Annotated in this window: 16 protein-coding genes and 2 tRNA genes; 9 read left to right on the top strand and 9 right to left on the bottom strand. The window is 53.0% G+C overall.

Going from position 1 to position 17,829, the window contains the following annotated elements; translation table 11 throughout:
- Nucleotides 1–197 precede the first annotated feature (197 nt).
- Complete coding sequence (locus tag K6V98_RS03645) at nucleotides 198–2,288, top strand: glutamine synthetase III family protein (RefSeq protein ID WP_222199166.1); 2,091 nt, start codon at nucleotides 198–200, stop codon at nucleotides 2,286–2,288.
- Between the two features lie 223 nt (nucleotides 2,289–2,511).
- On the opposite strand, the gene K6V98_RS03640 is transcribed toward K6V98_RS03645, so the two are convergent.
- On the bottom strand, nucleotides 2,512–2,748 hold the full coding sequence (locus K6V98_RS03640) for a hypothetical protein (RefSeq protein WP_222199165.1): 237 nt from the start codon (nucleotides 2,746–2,748) through the stop codon (nucleotides 2,512–2,514).
- A gap of 278 nt (nucleotides 2,749–3,026) precedes the next feature.
- On the opposite strand from K6V98_RS03640, the gene K6V98_RS03635 reads away from it, so the two are divergent.
- A complete protein-coding gene (locus K6V98_RS03635; protein ID WP_222199164.1) occupies nucleotides 3,027–3,245 on the top strand; it encodes a hypothetical protein in 219 nt (72 codons plus the stop codon).
- 546 nt (nucleotides 3,246–3,791) lie between these two features.
- Complete coding sequence (locus K6V98_RS03630; RefSeq protein WP_222199163.1) at nucleotides 3,792–4,010, top strand: hypothetical protein; 219 nt, start codon at nucleotides 3,792–3,794, stop codon at nucleotides 4,008–4,010.
- Between the two features lie 67 nt (nucleotides 4,011–4,077).
- Here K6V98_RS03630 and K6V98_RS03625 read toward each other — a convergent pair.
- The 6 genes from K6V98_RS03625 to K6V98_RS03600 all read right to left on the bottom strand — a co-directional run bounded on the left by K6V98_RS03625 (nucleotide 4,078) and on the right by K6V98_RS03600 (nucleotide 8,654).
- Nucleotides 4,078–4,154: transfer RNA gene (locus K6V98_RS03625), tRNA-Glu, on the bottom strand.
- 166 nt (nucleotides 4,155–4,320) lie between these two features.
- On the bottom strand, nucleotides 4,321–5,226 hold the full coding sequence (locus tag K6V98_RS03620) for a nucleotidyl transferase AbiEii/AbiGii toxin family protein (RefSeq protein ID WP_222199162.1): 906 nt from the start codon (nucleotides 5,224–5,226) through the stop codon (nucleotides 4,321–4,323).
- A complete protein-coding gene (locus tag K6V98_RS03615) occupies nucleotides 5,223–5,867 on the bottom strand; it encodes a type IV toxin-antitoxin system AbiEi family antitoxin domain-containing protein (protein WP_222199161.1) in 645 nt (214 codons plus the stop codon). The genes K6V98_RS03620 and K6V98_RS03615 overlap by 4 nt, the downstream gene beginning before the upstream one ends.
- Nucleotides 5,868–6,059: 192 nt before the next feature.
- The gene (locus tag K6V98_RS03610; protein ID WP_222199160.1) at nucleotides 6,060–7,067 is read right to left on the bottom strand and encodes a hypothetical protein; all 1,008 of its coding nucleotides are present in this window, start codon (nucleotides 7,065–7,067) and stop codon (nucleotides 6,060–6,062) included.
- Nucleotides 7,067–8,146 (bottom strand): hypothetical protein, encoded by a 1,080-nt coding sequence (locus K6V98_RS03605; RefSeq protein WP_222199159.1) that lies wholly within the window; start codon nucleotides 8,144–8,146, stop codon nucleotides 7,067–7,069. The genes K6V98_RS03610 and K6V98_RS03605 overlap by 1 nt, the downstream gene beginning before the upstream one ends.
- Nucleotides 8,147–8,216: 70 nt before the next feature.
- Complete coding sequence (locus tag K6V98_RS03600; protein WP_222199158.1) at nucleotides 8,217–8,654, bottom strand: NusG domain II-containing protein; 438 nt, start codon at nucleotides 8,652–8,654, stop codon at nucleotides 8,217–8,219.
- A 403-nt stretch (nucleotides 8,655–9,057) separates the two neighbouring features.
- Here K6V98_RS03600 and K6V98_RS03595 point away from each other — a divergent pair, with 403 nt between their 5' ends.
- Nucleotides 9,058–10,326: a bifunctional ornithine acetyltransferase/N-acetylglutamate synthase gene (locus tag K6V98_RS03595; protein ID WP_222199157.1), complete on the top strand. Its 1,269-nt coding sequence runs from the start codon at nucleotides 9,058–9,060 to the stop codon at nucleotides 10,324–10,326.
- 282 nt (nucleotides 10,327–10,608) lie between these two features.
- Here K6V98_RS03595 and K6V98_RS03590 read toward each other — a convergent pair whose 3' ends face one another.
- Together K6V98_RS03590 and K6V98_RS03585 are read right to left on the bottom strand one after the other, a co-directional pair.
- On the bottom strand, nucleotides 10,609–12,459 hold the full coding sequence (locus K6V98_RS03590) for a Mur ligase family protein (protein WP_222199156.1): 1,851 nt from the start codon (nucleotides 12,457–12,459) through the stop codon (nucleotides 10,609–10,611).
- A 614-nt stretch (nucleotides 12,460–13,073) separates the two neighbouring features.
- A tRNA-Val gene (locus K6V98_RS03585) sits at nucleotides 13,074–13,149 on the bottom strand.
- A gap of 377 nt (nucleotides 13,150–13,526) precedes the next feature.
- Here K6V98_RS03585 and K6V98_RS03580 point away from each other — a divergent pair.
- From K6V98_RS03580 to K6V98_RS03560, 5 genes are all read left to right on the top strand, one after another.
- Complete coding sequence (locus K6V98_RS03580) at nucleotides 13,527–14,432, top strand: HAD family hydrolase (protein WP_222199155.1); 906 nt, start codon at nucleotides 13,527–13,529, stop codon at nucleotides 14,430–14,432.
- Between the two features lie 204 nt (nucleotides 14,433–14,636).
- Nucleotides 14,637–15,539, top strand: coding sequence for a glutamate racemase (gene murI / locus K6V98_RS03575; RefSeq protein WP_222199154.1), 903 nt, complete (start codon nucleotides 14,637–14,639; stop codon nucleotides 15,537–15,539).
- A gap of 7 nt (nucleotides 15,540–15,546) precedes the next feature.
- On the top strand, nucleotides 15,547–16,293 hold the full coding sequence (gene rph, locus K6V98_RS03570; protein WP_222199153.1) for a ribonuclease PH: 747 nt from the start codon (nucleotides 15,547–15,549) through the stop codon (nucleotides 16,291–16,293).
- Nucleotides 16,294–16,431: 138 nt separating this feature from the next.
- On the top strand, nucleotides 16,432–17,076 hold the full coding sequence (rdgB, locus tag K6V98_RS03565; RefSeq protein WP_222199152.1) for an RdgB/HAM1 family non-canonical purine NTP pyrophosphatase: 645 nt from the start codon (nucleotides 16,432–16,434) through the stop codon (nucleotides 17,074–17,076).
- Between the two features lie 456 nt (nucleotides 17,077–17,532).
- Complete coding sequence (locus tag K6V98_RS03560; RefSeq protein ID WP_222199151.1) at nucleotides 17,533–17,826, top strand: Veg family protein; 294 nt, start codon at nucleotides 17,533–17,535, stop codon at nucleotides 17,824–17,826.
- Nucleotides 17,827–17,829: the final 3 nt, after the last annotated feature.

Raw genomic sequence — 17,829 nt, 5'->3', positions numbered from 1 at the left:
GCACCTTGTCCCGTTTTGGTGTTTGAACGACATACTCATACAGTGCGTGCTGCACGGTACAATGCTTGTGTGCCAAAGTGTTATGGTGTGTTGCCACCTATTAACACAGGTGTAACAGAGTCCCTTTACGCTACGTGAACGTATGCTGTCAGGTGCTGGCAGCATCTCCGCAGAAAGACCCACGAAGGGAGTTTTTCATGGCTGACCTTACGGATCGCTATGGAACCGAGGTTTTCTCAGACGCGGTAATGAAAAAGCGTTTGCCAAAAGATGTACATCGCAGGCTGGCGGCAACGCTTGAGGAGGGTGAGCCCCTCGATCTTGATGTAGCAAATGCGGTGGCGCATGCCATGAAAGAGTGGGCGCTTGAACGGGGAGCTACGCACTATGCTCACTGGTTTCAGCCGCTCTCAGGCATTACCTCAGAGAAGCACGATAGCTTTCTTGAGCCGGTGGGAGACGGAACAGCCATTACTAAGTTTTCTGGTAAGGCGCTCGTACAGGGCGAGCCAGATGCGTCCAGCTTTCCAAATGGCGGCTTGCGTGCCACCTTTGAGGCGCGTGGCTATACCATCTGGGATGCGACGAGCCCGGCTTTCGTAAAGGACGAGGTACTCTGCGTTCCTACCGCTTTTTGTAGCTATACCGGAGAGGCGCTTGATAAAAAAACGCCGCTCTTGCGTTCTATGACTGCGATTGACACACAGGCAAAGCGGGTGCTTGCTCTTTTTGGAAAGTATCCCAAGCGCGTCGTTCCCTCAGTTGGCGATGAGCAGGAATACTTCCTCATTAAAAAAGAAGCCTATCGAGCCCGCCGCGATTTGGTCATTTGTGGTCGCACGCTCTTTGGTGCCTCGCCGTGCAAGGGCCAAGAGCTTGAGGAACATTATTTTGGAGCAATCCGTCCAACGGTCTCTGCATATATGAAAGACCTGGATGATGAGCTTTGGGCGCTTGGTATTCCATCGAAGACTGAGCACAACGAGGTGGCACCGTGTCAGCATGAGTTGGCACCGGTGTATAGCGAGGTTAATGAGGCAGTGGACAACAATCTTCTCGTGATGGAGAAGATGAAACTCGTTGCTTCGCGCCATGATTTGGTGTGTCTCTTGCATGAGAAGCCGTTCGCAGGCATCAATGGTTCGGGTAAGCACAATAACTGGTCGCTTGGCACAGAGGACGAGAATCTGCTTGATCCGGGCGATACACCGCTTGAGAACTTACAGTTCGTGGTCTTTTTGACGGCAGTTATTGAGGCTGTGGATGAGTATCAGGATCTCTTGCGCTTGTCTGCTGCAAGCTGCGGAAACGATCACCGCTTGGGCGCTCATGAGGCACCGCCGGCAATTATGTCGATCTTTTTGGGCAACCAGCTCACCGAGGTTGTGCAAAACATTATGGATGGCAAGGCCTCGGTGCATGCAACCCATGGCGTGTTAGATCTTGGAGCAAATACCCTGCCCAAGCTTGAGCGCGATAATACAGATCGCAACCGTACAAGCCCCTTTGCTTTTACGGGTAATAAGTTTGAGTTCCGCTCGGTGGGCGCTGAAGCAAATGTATCTGACGCGAATATGATCCTTGATACGGCGGTTGCAAAGGCCTTGAAGGGCATTGCTGACGCTTTGGAAGCCGTTGAGGCAGAGCGTTTTCCTGAGGCAGCGCTTGAGTATTGTAAGCGCTCGTTGCTGGCACACCGCCGCATTCTCTTCTCGGGCGATGGCTATAACGAGGCATGGCATGAGGAGGCAGCTCGGCGCGGGCTTTCCAATTGCCGCACGACCGCAGATGCGCTTCCTGCCATGGTGGCTGAGAAAAACATTGCCTTATTTGAAGAGATGGGCGTCTTAAGCCGTTCCGAGGCAGTTTGTAGGTATGACTGCAAGCTTGAGAAGTACAACAAGCTTATGAATATTGAGGCGACGACCATGATTCGCGAGGCACGTCGCACCTATCGGCCGGTGATTACGGCGTATGCAACCAAGGTTGCCCGTGGTCTTGAGGCAATTCGCGCTGCTGGTGCTGAGGCCGCTATGCAGTGGGAGCAAAATACCTTAAACGAGCTTTGCGCGGGCATTACCGAGATCAATGAGGCAATCTGCGCGCTTGAAAAGCGCCATGCAGAGGCTCAGTCCCAGGCGGACGCCCAGCTTCAGGCCAATTGCTATGCTCATGAGGTATCGGCTGCAATGGCACGGCTTCGTGAGACCGTTGATGCAATGGAAGAGATTGTTGCTGCCGATTACTGGCCTGTTCCAACCTACGACGACATTCTCTTTTACGTGTAGTGTAGAGGGCTGAGCGCGCTGGCGTGCTGCTAGCGCGTGCTGGGCTGCCGCTGATGCTTCGGTGCTGGCGTAGCGTCGATGCTTGGGTGCGCTGGCGCTGTGCTCTGGCATGTCGTTAACGCGCACTGGCGTGCCGTTGATGCCTTGGTGCTGGCGCTGCAAGAAATACGGATCTGTATGTGAGGATCCTGCGGATCCGTACGTGAAAGCGTGCTTACATCAGTTAGCCAACGGCTGAAATATAGCCTTCCTCAATCGTAACGAGCTCATTATGTCCAGAAGTGTATGCAATGTAATTTATGCAATCTCCTGAGCTTTTCAACACGACAAGAGGACTAGATCCTCCAATGCTGCAATCTTCATAGTCAGAGAAAACAAAGGCATCTTCATATTCGGAAAAGTAATTAGCAGAGGGAAACAACTTTTTTGCTTTTTCTTTCGCTTCATTAAAGGTAATCATATTCGTTCCTTAAGTACAAAGGCTTTGCACGATCGGCTAGCTTTAAGAGTACATTGACACGTATACTTTTAGAAACATAAGCCGAAGATGAGGAACCGTCCAAAGTGAGTGCAGCACTTTAAGCGGTAACCAGTAGGAGGGGCGTAGAAACCGCGCCTCACGAGGGAATTATATCCAGAAGGGAACATCATGGAAATCATTCACGCTTCGCTCAAATGGATTGTCATGTTTTTCGTTATGGAGATCCTTGCACGAATTGATCGAAAGGAGCACTGCTAATGGCTGTATCAGATGCACAGCGCCGCGCAACTGAAAAATATCGGCGTGAAAAGACTCGTGCGGCGCATACGGTGTTTTACCCTGCCGATATGGATATCTGGGAGTGGTATAGCGCACAGGAGAACAAACAGGCATATATTCGCGGGCTTATCCGCGAGGATATGAACCGTCAGGCTTCCGCCAACTCCGGCTCCTCTGATGCACCAGCTCATTCATAGGTATTTATGGCATCAAAGGTGGTGCGTATGGCATTACGATGCCAGCGTTCATTCACGCTGAGCTCGCGCACAGTGCTTCCCATGGCCTCCTTTCGCCATAAAAAAGGCTCCTCGTGGGAGCCTTTATTTTGTAATTACCTATTGAACTGCGCAAGCATTTCCGCGAACGGGCTTAGTTCGCGTGGTTCGTAAATGAGGTCACCGCCATCCGCTGTACGGTAAAGACCGGGCGGCAGATATCGACCATTCGGCAGTACGCACAGATTCCCGCGCCAGCTCACATTATCGGGAAGCTTTGGGGTGCCAAATTCGTCTTCCTCGAACACGAAATCGTAATCAACATCGTATTTCACGTTGCATCAGCCCCAATCATAAGTAGGCTTTGATCTCTTGCTTCGTTTCGGCTTCCTTTCATAATAGCTGCACTCGTGCGCTCTGCCCATATTGCATGAGCCTTCTTATCGTTTATAACGCCTACGGTAAAATGGGTTGTCATTGTTATTGTTGTAGGGGTTCTCATAGAGCTAACCGAAAGGGGCGTTATTTATGGCACAAACAGAAGCACAGCGTAGAGCAGATGCTCGATACCGGAAGAAACATACAACAACTGTTGTTATTAGGCTTTATCCAACTGATAGCGACATAGCTCAGTGGATGGAAAACCAGCCGAATAAGCAGGGTTATCTTAAAGCGCTTATCCGCCAAGATATGGAACGGCAGGCTTCCGTTAATCCTGGCTCCTCTGATGCACTATCTAACGCGTAACTATGATGCGAAAAGGGCGAACCTGTACGCGCTCCAGCGTCTCAAGTTCGCCCCGACCTCAAAAAGGTGGTGCCCCCAACGGGATTCGAACCCGTGATCTTCGCCTTGAAAGGGCGACGTCCTAGGCCTCTAGACGATGGGGACAGCGCAGAAGAGTATAACAGATGATTCGCGTTTGACATCAACCTTAATCAAGGTTCACTTTCAAGATCACAAGCCACCGAGTCACCGTTAATTCCTTGAAATTCAATAGCAGGGTAATTTTTGATCCCGACTGATTCTCAATCGACATCAGTCAGATCTCATCCACTCAACACGTTCTGTCAGCCTTGGCTTCCCACTTTGCTGCATCGGGGTTCCAAACCATTCCTTCGGCAGCGGCGGTGAGGACTGGATCAAGTAACTTGCTGGCAAGATCCATCGCATCAGCGATTGTCGAAATACCAATCAGTCCCGTCTGTGAGCATAACTTCGTGAACTGCCTTTCGCGGGAGCCGACCCACTCTTCCGGAATTCCGAAGGTATTGGGGAGTGTAATCTTCCGAACAGCTGCCTCGCGCTTCATCCGTTCTTCTAGCATCCTTCCATCCACCCTACATGTGATGGCATAGATGACGATGTCTACCAAATCCTTAACGCGAGATGAAGGTCTACCGTCATGCATTTCAATCAGAGCGCACATCTTGTCGGCAAGTGCGACCTCAACCGGGTACACAAGGTAGTCGCACTCCATGAGGCCCTCAATCGCAAGCCTGTCAGCAGGAGTGATAGTTTCAACGCATTCGAGAGGCACTTCATCTACGACGAGGTCAATCGATATCAGCTGCAAGGGTCTTGCTCCAAGCATCGGCTGAAACGTGACGCTGAGGCCAGATCGATACTCGTCATCAAGCTTTATGGGTGTCGCAGAAGTAAATATGAACGTCATATAGTCGCCAATATCCTGCGATGCGAGCTTAGTCAGATCCTTTAGAGCTGCATCAAGCGAACGTTCCCGGTAGACTAGATCAATGTCGCGCGTCGCACGTGCATCGACGGTTCGCGCCAGCATGCTTTGACCGCCTTTCAGCACGAATCGTCTCGCCGGGTCATTGAAAATCCGACATAACAGCCTATGAAAGTAAAAGCCAGTAATCGCACGGCTTGTGTCCATTCGGACTGCCCTCGCTGCAGCCTTGACAGCCATCTCGAGTGCGGCAGGGGTTTTGTATCTCATCGGCACTCCTTTGCACAATGATCGCTCAGATACTCACGTATAGGAGTGAGACGATTTCTCATGTCTTTGCGGTCAGGAAGCGATGCGACAATCTGAATCAAACGTCTGTTGTTTATTCTCTCGACGTCATGCATCGCATCTCGAACGAGAGACCACTCCTCACTATCAATACAAAGGTCAATGAGCGTACGCTCAGGGCATGTGACAGGTAGACCCTTTATCCAGACAATGTCTAACCTATCAATTCTTCTAACGGCAAAGGAAGCCGAGCTGATCCGAGAGTTGATCCTTTTTGGGGCGTATATGCGATAGGGTGAGAGATAAAAGTCTCCAATCTCCAGCAAACTCGCTGCAGTCGATCCTCCGATGGCAATACCATCCCACGCTGCCATCTGCATGCGTTCGTGACTAAATCGAGGAGGATTAGTAAGCTTCCAGATGGCCGCTAGCTCATCAGTACAATCACTCTGCGAGCCAGACAGCTTGTAAGCTCCATGAGCGATGCGCTCCGCACGGCCTGATGCGACAGCCTGAGAGAGCGCATTGCGAGTAATGCCAAGCCGCCCCGCTTGGGCGGTGGTAAATACTCCCTCCGATGATGAAAGCTCGTTAAGAGCAGCAATGTGATTCGAATAGCTCATGTTGCAATTGTACGCTAAAAGCAGACATTTGCAACAGGTAAGACATACGCCAGATGGTGCCGCCAGTTGCTTGCTCTATCGCAACACGTTGCGTTAGCTCCGTCGGCTTTGATTGTTGAGCGGCCTCGATTGCTAGGCAACCAACATTCCCAACCGTAATAGCTCAGAGAAGTTGTAGGCAGCCTCTCAGCGCTATAAACCTTGCTTTCGGGCAAAGTCTTCTGCGGCAGCAAGCACACCCTCAACCTCTTCTGCCCATGCGCTAAATTCGGGCACATCAGACAAGATCGTATCTGCTTCCCAAACTGCCTGATGTGTGCGTTTCCAGGCAACGGTCTCCAGAGGCCGGGTGGGCACATAGGGATTGAGATAGGTGGGATTGAGCAAGAAATATGCCCCGCCCTCACAGGTGCGCGCAAATTCTTGAATAGCTCGTTTAGCTGCGCGTTCACGATCGATCTTATAGAGAAGGAGCGCACGTGAAAGTAAATACCAAGGAGACTCATCGGCGTACTTAAAAAACTCATCCTCTTGCTCAAGTCGTGCAAGCGCAAGCAGCAGGCTGCCCTGAGGATAGCCATCGTAGCCTTGGGCGCGCATAGCTGTGCGTGCAAAACCAGCTGCTGCGCTATAGCGAGCGGTGGCGATGCAGAGAAATGCGAGCGCCTCAAGTGTGTGAAGCCAGCCAATGAGCTCAGGAGTTGCCGCCGTACATGTAGCGGCATCCTCTCCGGATGTTGCTAAGAAGTCTTCATTCCAAAAATGAGGGGCATCCTCGTCAAAACCAGGCACTACATGCTTGATCAGGCGCTTGGCATTTCGCTCAAGGATGAGGGCATCATTGACGCAGTTTTCAACTGGAGCCTCAGCGATCATAATTTCAAGCAAGCGGGCGTCTATACAGCGAGGATCGGTGTCATAGATCTGCGCTGAAGCAATACGAGCATCGCGAAAAGCAGCCATACGCTCTTGTTCAAACTCATCTTCCAGTAGATCTTCTGCAGTCTCCAAGCGATGAATGAGCGCATTGCGCACCTGTGCGTATGACAGCAGAGCCAGCCCATGATCGTCCGTTATAAACGATTTTGGACGAGTGGCAATTTCTTCGTGCACCAGTTGGCGTGCTGCCGGTGTGAGATTGGGATGCGAGCGTAGATACTCGCGCTCAAGATAGCGCGGGATATACACAGACGGTTCCATTAGATACCACTCCCGAATGGATCAAAGTCCAAAGTCTGAGGATGCCAATCCGGATCTGCTTCTAAGGCCTGTAAAACCAGGTCGTGCTCTCCAAGCCATGATGCAAAAGGCGCAGCGATGGGTGTGCCAATGCCCTCCTGTAGCAGCGGATCTGCCTCACTGACCGCAAGGGCAAGCTCGTCGTCTGAATTGATGGGTACGCAAAGTCGTGCATACACGCCATCGGGAACCACGGCTTGGAGATTCAGTGTTGCAGCTGCGTGAGGTGTCAATGTGAGGAGGCGTGCAAGCGTTTTCTCTGCCGATTTCATATCAAATGACTTCCAAGCAAGGGCAAGCTCGGCAATGAGCATCCAGGGGTCGTCTGGTCTGGGCTGTGAGTTGCCATCGGGAAGTAAAACGCTATACGCCTGGTGATGGTTCTTGCGAAACTGTGCAAGCTCTTGGCGATCAACCTCAAGCTTTGCCATGGCAAGTGCAGCGGTAAAGCGAACATCGGTGTAATCGTCGGGGTTTGTATGCAAAAGCGATTGAGCAATCATCAGGGAGCTGTGGTAATGGCCGCAATCAAAAGACCGTGCTGCAATGGTATAAAGCCATCGGTAATAGGGGTAGAGCGGCAGATCGCGCGCAAATTCATCGAAGGCATGAGCCTTCGCTTTGACCGCAGTTGCAAAGCAAGAACGGCTTACCTCGTTAAGGTTGTCTTGGAGGAAGGTTAAAAACTCTTCAGAACTATCGAGCTCGAGCTCTGCCAGCATGCGGCGTGCGTCCCAGTTGGTGCTATCAAGCTCAATTGCCTCTTTTAAATCATGGATAACGCTTTCTTCTTGCCGTTTGAGCTCGTCTTCATTGTCTGCGGTTGAAAATGCTACGTGATAGTCGAGCTTATCGGCAGCAAGGGCAACCAAGTGAGCTGCTCGTTCTTGGTCAGTTACGATGAGCCGATCGGGATTTTCAGCATAGGTGTTGATGACGTAATCAACGTGCTCATTAAATGAATATGCATCGGTATGATCACGTGCAATGTGATTCACCAAGAGGCGAAGGCAATCCTCTCTCAAAGGATCACAGGGCATAACGCCTCCTTTCAGCTCGTTCGTAGTCTGCCCACTATACCGTTTGGCTTCTTACAGTGCGAGCACTTTATTATTCAGGTTTATTATTTTGTGTTGAGGAAAGCTTGGCGATGTCAGCTTCGTTGTTGGCAATTTGAACAACGAGCCCATGCGGAAGACAGACAATCTGCTCGCCCGGCTCATGTATGGCTGTGTGCTCAACACATACCTGGTTAGCACAATTTGCTTCGGTGACGCGCACCTCGCCATGGTGGATTGAGATGGTGTTCTCGCTATGGAGGGCATCTCTACCAGAGCCAGTTCCGGGGGCTTCTACCGTGAACTCGATGTCTTCATCAAGTGAGTTGACCTGGTAAAAGCCGGCTTTTGTTTGAGTGACGACTATGGGGGTACTTGGGTTGCTTGAAGCGCTTGGAGAGCGAGAGCTCTTTTCAGCGGCAATCCAAAGGAGAGCGACTGCCAGCACTCCTGCTATGAGGATGATAAGTATACGATCCCCGCGCTTCACGTCTGCCTCCTGAACTTGTGCGATGCATCAGTTTGCGCGCTGGCGCATAAGCCTGCGCGCTGCATCAACATGCGACTGCTTTTCGTCGCGCGCTGGCAATAGTGGCTCGCACTGCTGCAGAGCTTGCGACTCCTTCATCATCGCGCGAACTGTTGCAGCGGTTGCGTGCTGTTGCAGTGGTTCGCACTGCTTTTCATCGCGCGACCTGTTGCAGAGCTTGCGACCACGCCCCCAGCTCGTGCATACCGCTTCTCGCTCAGCTTCGACACCGACACTGCAATTCTAAAACTTATCAAAACATATGGCGTTTGGCGTCGAGATGTATCGTACGCGGCAAGCACAGGCTACACTTACAAGTACTCATCAACGTGATGCGAGATGCGTGATAAGCCAAGGAGCCGATATGAATATTGATCGCTTTGACAACTCGTTGCGCCCACTTGAAGGTGGGGGAGCTGCCTCGCCAAAGGGCTTTACTGCAGCGGGTATTCATGTGGGCATAGCCTCACAGGCGCATCCCGGTGGCTTAGCTGCACATGGTGCTGCCGCTCACGACACAAGCCAGCCTGACCTTGCCATTCTTTTAGCTGCTGAGCCGGTAGAGACCGTGGCTCTTTTCACGAAAAGTACGCTTCCCGCAGCGCCAATCCAGATCAACAAAGTGCACCTTCCCCAAGGTTCGGGGCGCGTGCGTGCCCTTGTGATGAATGCGGGCTCTGCAAATGCAGCAACTGGTGAGGCGGGCGTGCAGGTTGCGCATGATACCTGTGAGATTACTGCCCAGATTTTGGGCTGCGAGACCGAGCAGGTGCTTGTTGCATCTACCGGTTCTCTAGGAGTGCCGCTCGCGCTTGACCCAATAGAAACGCGTCTGCCTGATGTAATTGATGCGGCAAGCTCAGATGGAGGCAGCGCCGCAGCTCGCGTGCTTTCCCGTGGCCTTCGCCCACTTGAGTGTGCTATTTCGTATCCGAGTGGCGTGCTCGCCTGGGCTGAATACACCTTTACGGTCGGTGGTATGTGTGCACGGCCGGGTACGGGTATCGCGGACGATACCTCACTTATCACCTGCATCACCTTGGATGCACCAGTGTCTCATCAGGCGCTCAATACCCTTGCTGCAACTTGCGCAAGCCCGCTCTTTCACCATATTGCCCTCGTCAGTGCTCCTTCCACAAACGGCATGATTGTGATGATGGCAAGTGGCGCTGCTGCTCCCGAAGGCCCTCTGATTGAGGTTGGGACGGAGGAGTTTGAAGAGCTTGCCTATGTTGTACAGCAGGTATGTGGAACGCTTGTCCGACTTACTCTCACTGAGGAGACGGACTCTCATATAGCGCGTATACGGATTGTGGGAGCTGCTTCGCTCGAAGATGCCGAGTTGGCAGGACGAGCTGTGGTGAGCTCAACTGCTGTTCGAGCCGCATTGTCTAAGCGTTGCTCCCCGCTTGCAGGAACCATTTCTGCCTTAGGCGCGTCGGGCTTAGATCTTGTAGCCGATCGCATCGGGATCGATTTACTCGGTGTGGAAATTTGCCGCGATGGCATGGGAGTTGCAGTGGATGAGGAGGATCTCGCGCGCCGCTTTGAAACGCCCGAGATTGAGCTTACGGTCGATCTTGGCCTTGGAGAGGCATCAACGACGCTTTGGGCGCAGATCCGCTTGTCGTAAGTGCGTACGTGCAGCTGTCTTGTGAGTAGCCGCGATGCTTCCAGGCTATTGCATGCGCTTTCGACTGAATCTCATTTGCTCTCGTGCATCCGCCTGAGGCTCATTTGCGCTTGTGCACCCGCTTGAAACTCATTTGCGTTTGTGTACCCGCTTGAAACTCATGTGCCGCTTGTAGCTCGAGCTTGGCATGCGCTCTTCTCAGCCTCTCCTGCCAAGTTCGGTATGTAATCTCAAGGAAGCCTCATGACCGGCTGCAAGCTCAAAAAGCGTGCTTTGAGCCTCCTATTTTGCAGCGGCACAGGCTTCATCAAGTGCGGCTTTCAGTGTGACCGAATCGGGGGTATACGGCTCTCGCACGCCGTTTCTCAGCATATAAGCGTCATCGCCCTTGCCTGCAATGACCACGACTGCGGGGCGCTTTGCCTGGTCTACAGCGGCTCGGATTGCCTGCTCGCGATCAAGAATGATCTCTGCTTGGATTCGTCCCTCAGCTGCTACACATTCAGCAATGGTGTTGCAAATCTCGCGCGAATCTTCCGGGCCGGGATCATCTTCGGTCACAATCACGTTGTCTGCAAGTTGCCCGGCCGCTTCTCCCATAGTGCGCCGTCGGTCTGCCCCTTTGCCGCCCGTCGCTCCAAAAACGGCAATGATCTCGCGGTCGGGATAGCTCTCCTTCAGCCCCTTTAAGAGCGCAGATAAGCTCATGCCGTTATGGGCATAGTCTACGACCCCCAAGATGCTGCCATCGGGGCTGGGAATGAGCTTCATGCGTCCCGGAACCTGCATGTCTTCAAAGGCGTGGACAATGAATTGCTCTTCTGTACCCAGCGCCAATGCACAGGCGATGGTAGCCAGCGCATTTGAAACATTAAAGGCAACCGGAGTGGCAAAATGCATCTCGCGTGTAAAGCCCGGGGTGTGAACGAGGCCTGTCATGCCAGCGCTGGTATGAGAGAGATGCTCGACGTAGATATCCGCTTTGGGATTGGTGAGGGAGTACGTTATGAGGTGCTCGCACGTCTGAGCAGCTGCCAGTACACGATCTGCAAAATCCATGTCGAGGTTTACCACTGCGGTCTCTGACTGGTTAAAGATACGCAGCTTGCTCGTAAGATAATCTTCAAAATTAGGATGCTCAATAGGGGAGATATGGTCTCGTCCAATATTCAAAAACGCGCCAACGGCAAAGGTAATTCCATACGTTCGATCATATTTGAGCGCCTGACTCGAGGCCTCCATGATGATCTGCTCAAGGCCAGCATCGCGGGCGTGAGAGAATCGCTCGTGAAGCTGGAAGGGCTCAGGGGTTGTGAGCTGCGAGCCTCCTGATTCGATTCCATCAAAATACTCAACGGTAGAAAACAAGCCAGGCTGTGGCTTGTTCAAAGCACGAGCGCGCTCGCAGAGCAGATGATTGAGGTAGTATGCGCAGGTCGTTTTACCTTTTGTTCCGGTGAGTGCACAAATTTTGAGTGCAGCAGACGGATGCCCATAGGCGGCATCTGCCACAACAGCCAAGGCGCGGCGAATATCGCTTACCAGAAGAAGCGGAATGTCCACATCGTAATCGTGGGCAGATACGTAGCCAACTGCACCGGAAGCTATGGCAGAGAGCAGATAGTCGCGCTTAAACGCAGCGCCTTTGCATACAAAGAGCGTGTGTGCCTCCACTGACCGTGAGTCGTCGGAGGCGTGTTTGACCGGGATTGTTTTCCAGTCGGTGGGGTAGCGGCTAGCAATATTGGTGGGCGTCGCAGAAAATGCCTGCGGCACGTGCTCTGATGTTTCGGTCGATGCCAGAAGCGTTGCTGAGGTTGATTGCTTCACCTGCTTCGCTTGCATTTCTACCGATGCGCTTTGCACGCCTGGTAGTGTGGCCTCTGCTTTTGTTGCTTGCGGCGCTTGCTCATCGTGCGCTTCGTGCGTCGTGTGTATGGCATTGGTGCCTGATATGGCGGAGACCGGTGTGACCTTACCATGGCTCGGTGTGACCCTGGCATGGCTACACACTTCACGGGCAGATGATGGCTCGTGCATCAGATGATCAGGTGCCGAGATAAGGATGCCTTCTTGATCGAGAAGCCTTGCGTAATCTGCGAGGGTAAGCGGAGTGCGATCGGTTGTTTCCATAAATGCTGCCTCACGGGTTGGGTGCATAGCAGCACCAGCATACCTCTTGTGCCTCAGGCATTGTTTCACGGGTTGGATGCATATTGGGCGTTGAGGAGTCTTTTGAGAGCCATACGCACGCAGATACCGGCATAGACCTAGGCCGTGTATCGGGCGTTGAGGAGTCTTTTGTGGGCGGTCAAAATGAGCATAGGGGGGTTAAATTTAGTACATTTATTGTCCTTCAGACACAGATTTGACGCGAAGTGCGGGCAAAAATGCTCCTAACGACACCAAAATGCACGCACACCAAGCGCGCCAGCTCTCAATCAGGGGAAAGCAACGCACGTATTGCCCGCAGAAAGCAGATCGCAACCTCAGCCGTAGCCTCAATCAAGGGAAAGATGGGGCGCGTATTGTCCAGCCTCAAAGTTGGTTGAGCACAACTTTGAAAGCAATGTTTTAGCAGGTAGAGATAGGTACATTGGGGTCAAAAGAGCACGTTTTTTCTCGCTGCTTCCCCTATCTTTAAAGTTTTGCGAGATCAATGTGATGAGTTTTGAGAGGAGACGTTGCCACTGAGCGTGACGAACCCCCAAGCGAGGCTGTGCTTGGGGGTTCGGATACCGTGCATATGGTGGGCGATGAGGGATTCGAACCCCCAGCCTTGTGCGTGTAAAGCACCTGCGCTAGCCGTTGCGCCAATCGCCCATGAACGAGAGAGAGTATACCTGATTCTCGGCAGAGCGCTAGCCATATCTTTTTCTAGTGGAGTCGTTGCGTGAGTGACGCACCTGCCACGCATCTCCAACTGTCGTGCAGGAACGGTTGTGTCGGGCCTCATATGTCGTGGGTATGAGGGCATGGTTACCTTGGAGGTATGAATGCCCGGTCATCCCGTAAGTGCGAGGGCATACCCACCTCGGCATAGATCCACGGCAGAGAGCAACGGCGCAAGGTGCTCGGCTGTGCCCACCTCGGCACAAGGCGAGCGGATGCATCCGACCCCATATCGCACTCCGATGGATTCCCAGACCAGCGCAATAAATCCGGTTATCATGGATGATTGCACCCAATGAGGAGGATGTATGCCCAATTGTATGCTGCCCACCCACGCTCAAGGTGACCTTCGCCGTCGCCTTGCAGATGTGCGTTATATCTTTACCGATATGGATGGAACCATGCTCGCTCCGGGCTCCTGTGCTTTGGCTGCCTCAGATGGCACACCGAGTCTTGCGCTGGTTGAGGTTTTGGTTGAGCTCAAACGAGCTGGTATTGAGGTTATTCCGTGCTCAGGCAGAAACCGCTCAATGCTGCACGAAGATGTCCGCATTTTGGGACTCAATGCATATATTGGTGAGATGGGCGGACTGCTCATGCTCGATCACAAGTCTGACAACTGGCAATACTACACAGCCGATATGGCGTATGACCAGGCCTGTGGTATGACGCCGCATGAGATTATCGAGGGTACGGGAGTCTGCGAGCAGATCATTGCAAGCTGGCCTGGCATTGTTGAGTATCACAACGACATGGCAGAAGGCTACAAACACCGAGAGGTGACGGTTGGCATGCGCGGTGCTCCCAACGACGAGGACGTGCGCGCAATCCTCGACCATGCGGGTATTCCGCTTGAGTGGGGAGATAACGGATTTTTGAATTACATCTCCGCCCCAACCACGCTTGCAATTCCTGAGGGAAAGGCGGCGCGTGCCTTCAATATCTTGCCAGCTGGTCTCACCAAAGGTCGGGGCATTGCACGCTTTTGTGAGTTGCGCGGTATTGATCCTGCCACCACGATTGGCGTTGGTGATGCGGAGTCTGATTACACTATGGCAGAGTCGGTTGGCACGTTTTTGCTGGTAGAAAATGGTCTTAAACATGAGGGCGCTGAGGACTTCTTAGCCGCAACCGATAACGCATATATTACGCGCGGCCGCATTGTAGATGGTTGGGTACGTGCTATGAAGACGGTTCTTGAGGCGCAGGGATGATCCGGGTGCTCGCCACGTCTCGGCTCAGTTGTGGCCGGGCAGATGCGCTCGCCTCGCATAAAAGCGAGAGGACTCTATGGCAAAGCAGCGTACATGTCCTACAAAGGACGCGTGCAAAACTCATGCATCAGGTGCTCTATCAGGTGCTCTGCACAAACAATTCGCCCACCACGATGTCCTTTTCTTCCTGCAAGGAGGTCGCTCATGAATAAAAGCCACGCGAGCGATGAGCGCCCGGTTGGCGTTTTTGACTCTGGCCTTGGGGGGCTTACGGTTGCGCGGGCGATTGCGAACAGCTTGCCGGGGGAGTCGATCTGCTACTTTGGAGATACGAAGCGCTGCCCGTATGGAACGCGCTCAGAGCGCGAGGTCAGACGATTTGCCCTTGAAGCTGCTCGATGGCTCGCAAAGCATCAGGTGAAGATCATAGTTGTTGCCTGCAATACCGCTACTGCAGCTGCTTTGAGTACCTTGCAGCAACTGCTCTCGGTTCCGGTCATTGGCGTGATTGAGCCAGGTGCTCGGGCAGCCATTAATAGCACACGTTCGCGCCGCGTGGGCGTGTTAGCCACTGAGCTTACGGTTAGAAGTGGCGCCTATACACAGGCCATTGAGCGCTTGGATGCTGGTGTGGATGTATACGGATGTGCGGCTTCAAGCTTTGTGGATATCGTTGAGAGTGAGCTGGCTACCGGCGCTCATGTGCGCGACCGTTGGCTCGAGGGTGCCGACATCTTTGATACGCCAGAGGTGTGTGCTGAGGTTCGCCGCACCATCGCTCCGCTTTGTGGTCGCGATATTGATGCGGTGGTTTTGGGCTGTACGCATTTTCCCCTGCTATCAGGTCCTATTTCGAAAGCTTTAGGCGATCAGGTGCGCGTGGTGAGTTCTGCGGAAGAAACCACACGTGAGCTGGCAGATATTTTAATGCGCAGAGAACAGCTCGCAGCTGCCACGACCGTGCCAGAGCACCGATTTGCAACGACTGCCGACGACATTGCGGTTTTTGCGGCCGCAGGAAGTTTTATCTTTGGTCGTCCACTGAAAAGCGTGGAACACGTAGACATATCTGAGCTCGACGCCTTAAGCGTTGGCCATGGAGCATAGGAGCATTATGGAGCTGATCGAAGTGAATCGCGAAAACGGACGCGCCGCTGATGCGCTGCGGCCAGTTAAGCTGACGCGCGAGGTTCTTAAGCATGCGTTGGGGTCGTGTTTGGTGGAGTTTGGCGACACCAAGGTGCTTTGCGCGGCCACCATTGAAGAAGGCGTGCCCGTTTGGAGGCGGTCGAGTCGAGCTGGCTGGGTAACCTCTGAATATGCCATGCTTCCCGCTTCTACGAATCGCCGTTCAAAGCGTGAGCAGGGAACAAGAAAGGGTCGCTCAATGGAAATTGAGCGCCTCGTTGGCAGAAGCCTGCGTGCGGTGGTAAACCTCAAGGCTTTGGGCGAGTATACGGTAACGGTCGATTGTGACGTTATTCAGGCAGATGGAGGCACGCGCACAGCAAGCGTTACGGGTGCTTGGGTGGCTTTGCATGACGCACTGGCTCTCTGGGTTGAGGCGGGAAAGATTCCACGCTTGCCGCTGACCGGCCAAGTCGCTGCCGTGTCGGTTGGTGTGGTTGATGGAGCATGCTTGCTTGATTTGGACTACACCGAGGATTCTCGCGCCGAGGTTGACATGAATATTGTGGCTACCGAGACCGGTGAGATGGTGGAGCTGCAAGGAACTGGTGAGCGCATTACCTTTGGGAGAGACCGACTCAATACCCTTTTAGATCTTGGTGATGCGGGTATTCGGCGCCTGCTTGATTTACAAAATGAGGTTACAGCGTTTCGGAGTGAGGACGAAGACTAAGCGAAGACTAAGCATCTGACAGCGTGGTTGGCCGCGCTTATGTGGTTGTCTGCACGTATGCAAAAGCGATTTCTGATCATGCATTTCGTTTGATGGGCTTGGTCGAATACATTCGAATACATACAAGAAGGGTGTGTCATGGGTAGTACGAACAGCAAGGGTTGCCTTAATCCAGAAACAACCATCGTAGTTGCTACGGGTAATGCTCATAAGCTGATAGAGATTGAGGAAATCTTAGCTGACGTGCTCCCCGATACCCAGTTCGTAGCCCTCGGTCAGCTTGGTGAGTTTCCCGAGCCTGAAGAGATCGGTACAACGTTTTTAGAGAATGCGCGTATCAAAGCTCGCGCGGCTGTGGCAGCAACTGGCCTTGCAGCTATCGCAGATGACTCTGGTTTGGTGGTTGATGCCTTGCAGGGAGCGCCTGGTGTGTATTCAGCCCGCTTTGCTGGTGTTCATGGGGACGATGCGGCCAATAATGCACTGCTCTTACAAAAGCTTGCTGAGGTGCCACAGGCGGCTCGCCGCGCTCGGTTTGCAAGTACGGTGGTACTGGTTTTCCCAGACGGACGTGAGCTGGTGGGCTCAGGTACCTGTGCGGGTTCAATTGGAACAGAGCTGGTGGGAAGCCACGGCTTTGGGTATGATCCGCTCTTTTTACCCGATGCCACGCCAGGCCGCACCATGGCAGAGCTTGCACCAGAAGAAAAAAATGCCATCAGTCATCGTTTTTTCGCACTAACTGCTTTGGCACGAGCGATCGCTGCCGAGCAGAGCGTCTAGCTGCAGCCGATTTATTGCGCAACATATGCCTAGCGATGTAGCCTGCCACGCAGAGCAACGTGTCGAGTCACAGCTGTCAATCAATTGCGCAGCGCATGCGTAGCGATGCAGCCTGCCCCTTGAGCAGAGCGCATGCGTAGCGATGTGGCCTATCGTGCAGCTCCGCGTACCTCGTTGCAGCCAATTTATTGCGCAATGTATACATAGTGCCGCAGCCTCTCCCACGAGCCGCGTACCTCACCACTGGCAAACAGTTGCACAACCAAGTTTTTTCCACAGGTACGTGCTATTGGCCTACGCAGCTGGTCGTCGCTGGAGCGAACATCAGGCTCTACCACTACCCATTCATGTAATTTAACCCCCTAAGTTCCTCATGCTATCGGCAGGACGTTTCGCTTGCTATACTGAGTAGCTGTTTTAACTATGGGGCATTCTGCCCTTCTGGAGGCGATATAGATGGATGAGCTTGAAGTAGATCATGTTGAGTTGATTCGCGGCCGCCTGACTGACATGGTAGGGGATCGCGTACGCGTTAAGGCAAATATGGGTCGTACCCGCGTCATCGAGCGCGTGGGTGTCATTATGAATGTGCATCCGGCTGTCTTCATCGTAGAGGTTGATGAGCGCCGAGGCCGTAAGTCTCGCCAGTCCTACCAGTATGTAGATGTGCTTACCGGCACGGTGGAGCTGTTTGATCCAGAGAGCGGTGAGCTGCTGTTTGACCAGGCTGGCCAGGCTGAGGAGCGCTAAGCA

The organism is Collinsella ureilytica, assembly GCF_019795105.1.
Taxonomy (GTDB): Bacteria; Actinomycetota; Coriobacteriia; order Coriobacteriales; family Coriobacteriaceae; genus Collinsella; species Collinsella ureilytica.
This window is presented reverse-complemented; position numbering and strand designations above follow the sequence as displayed.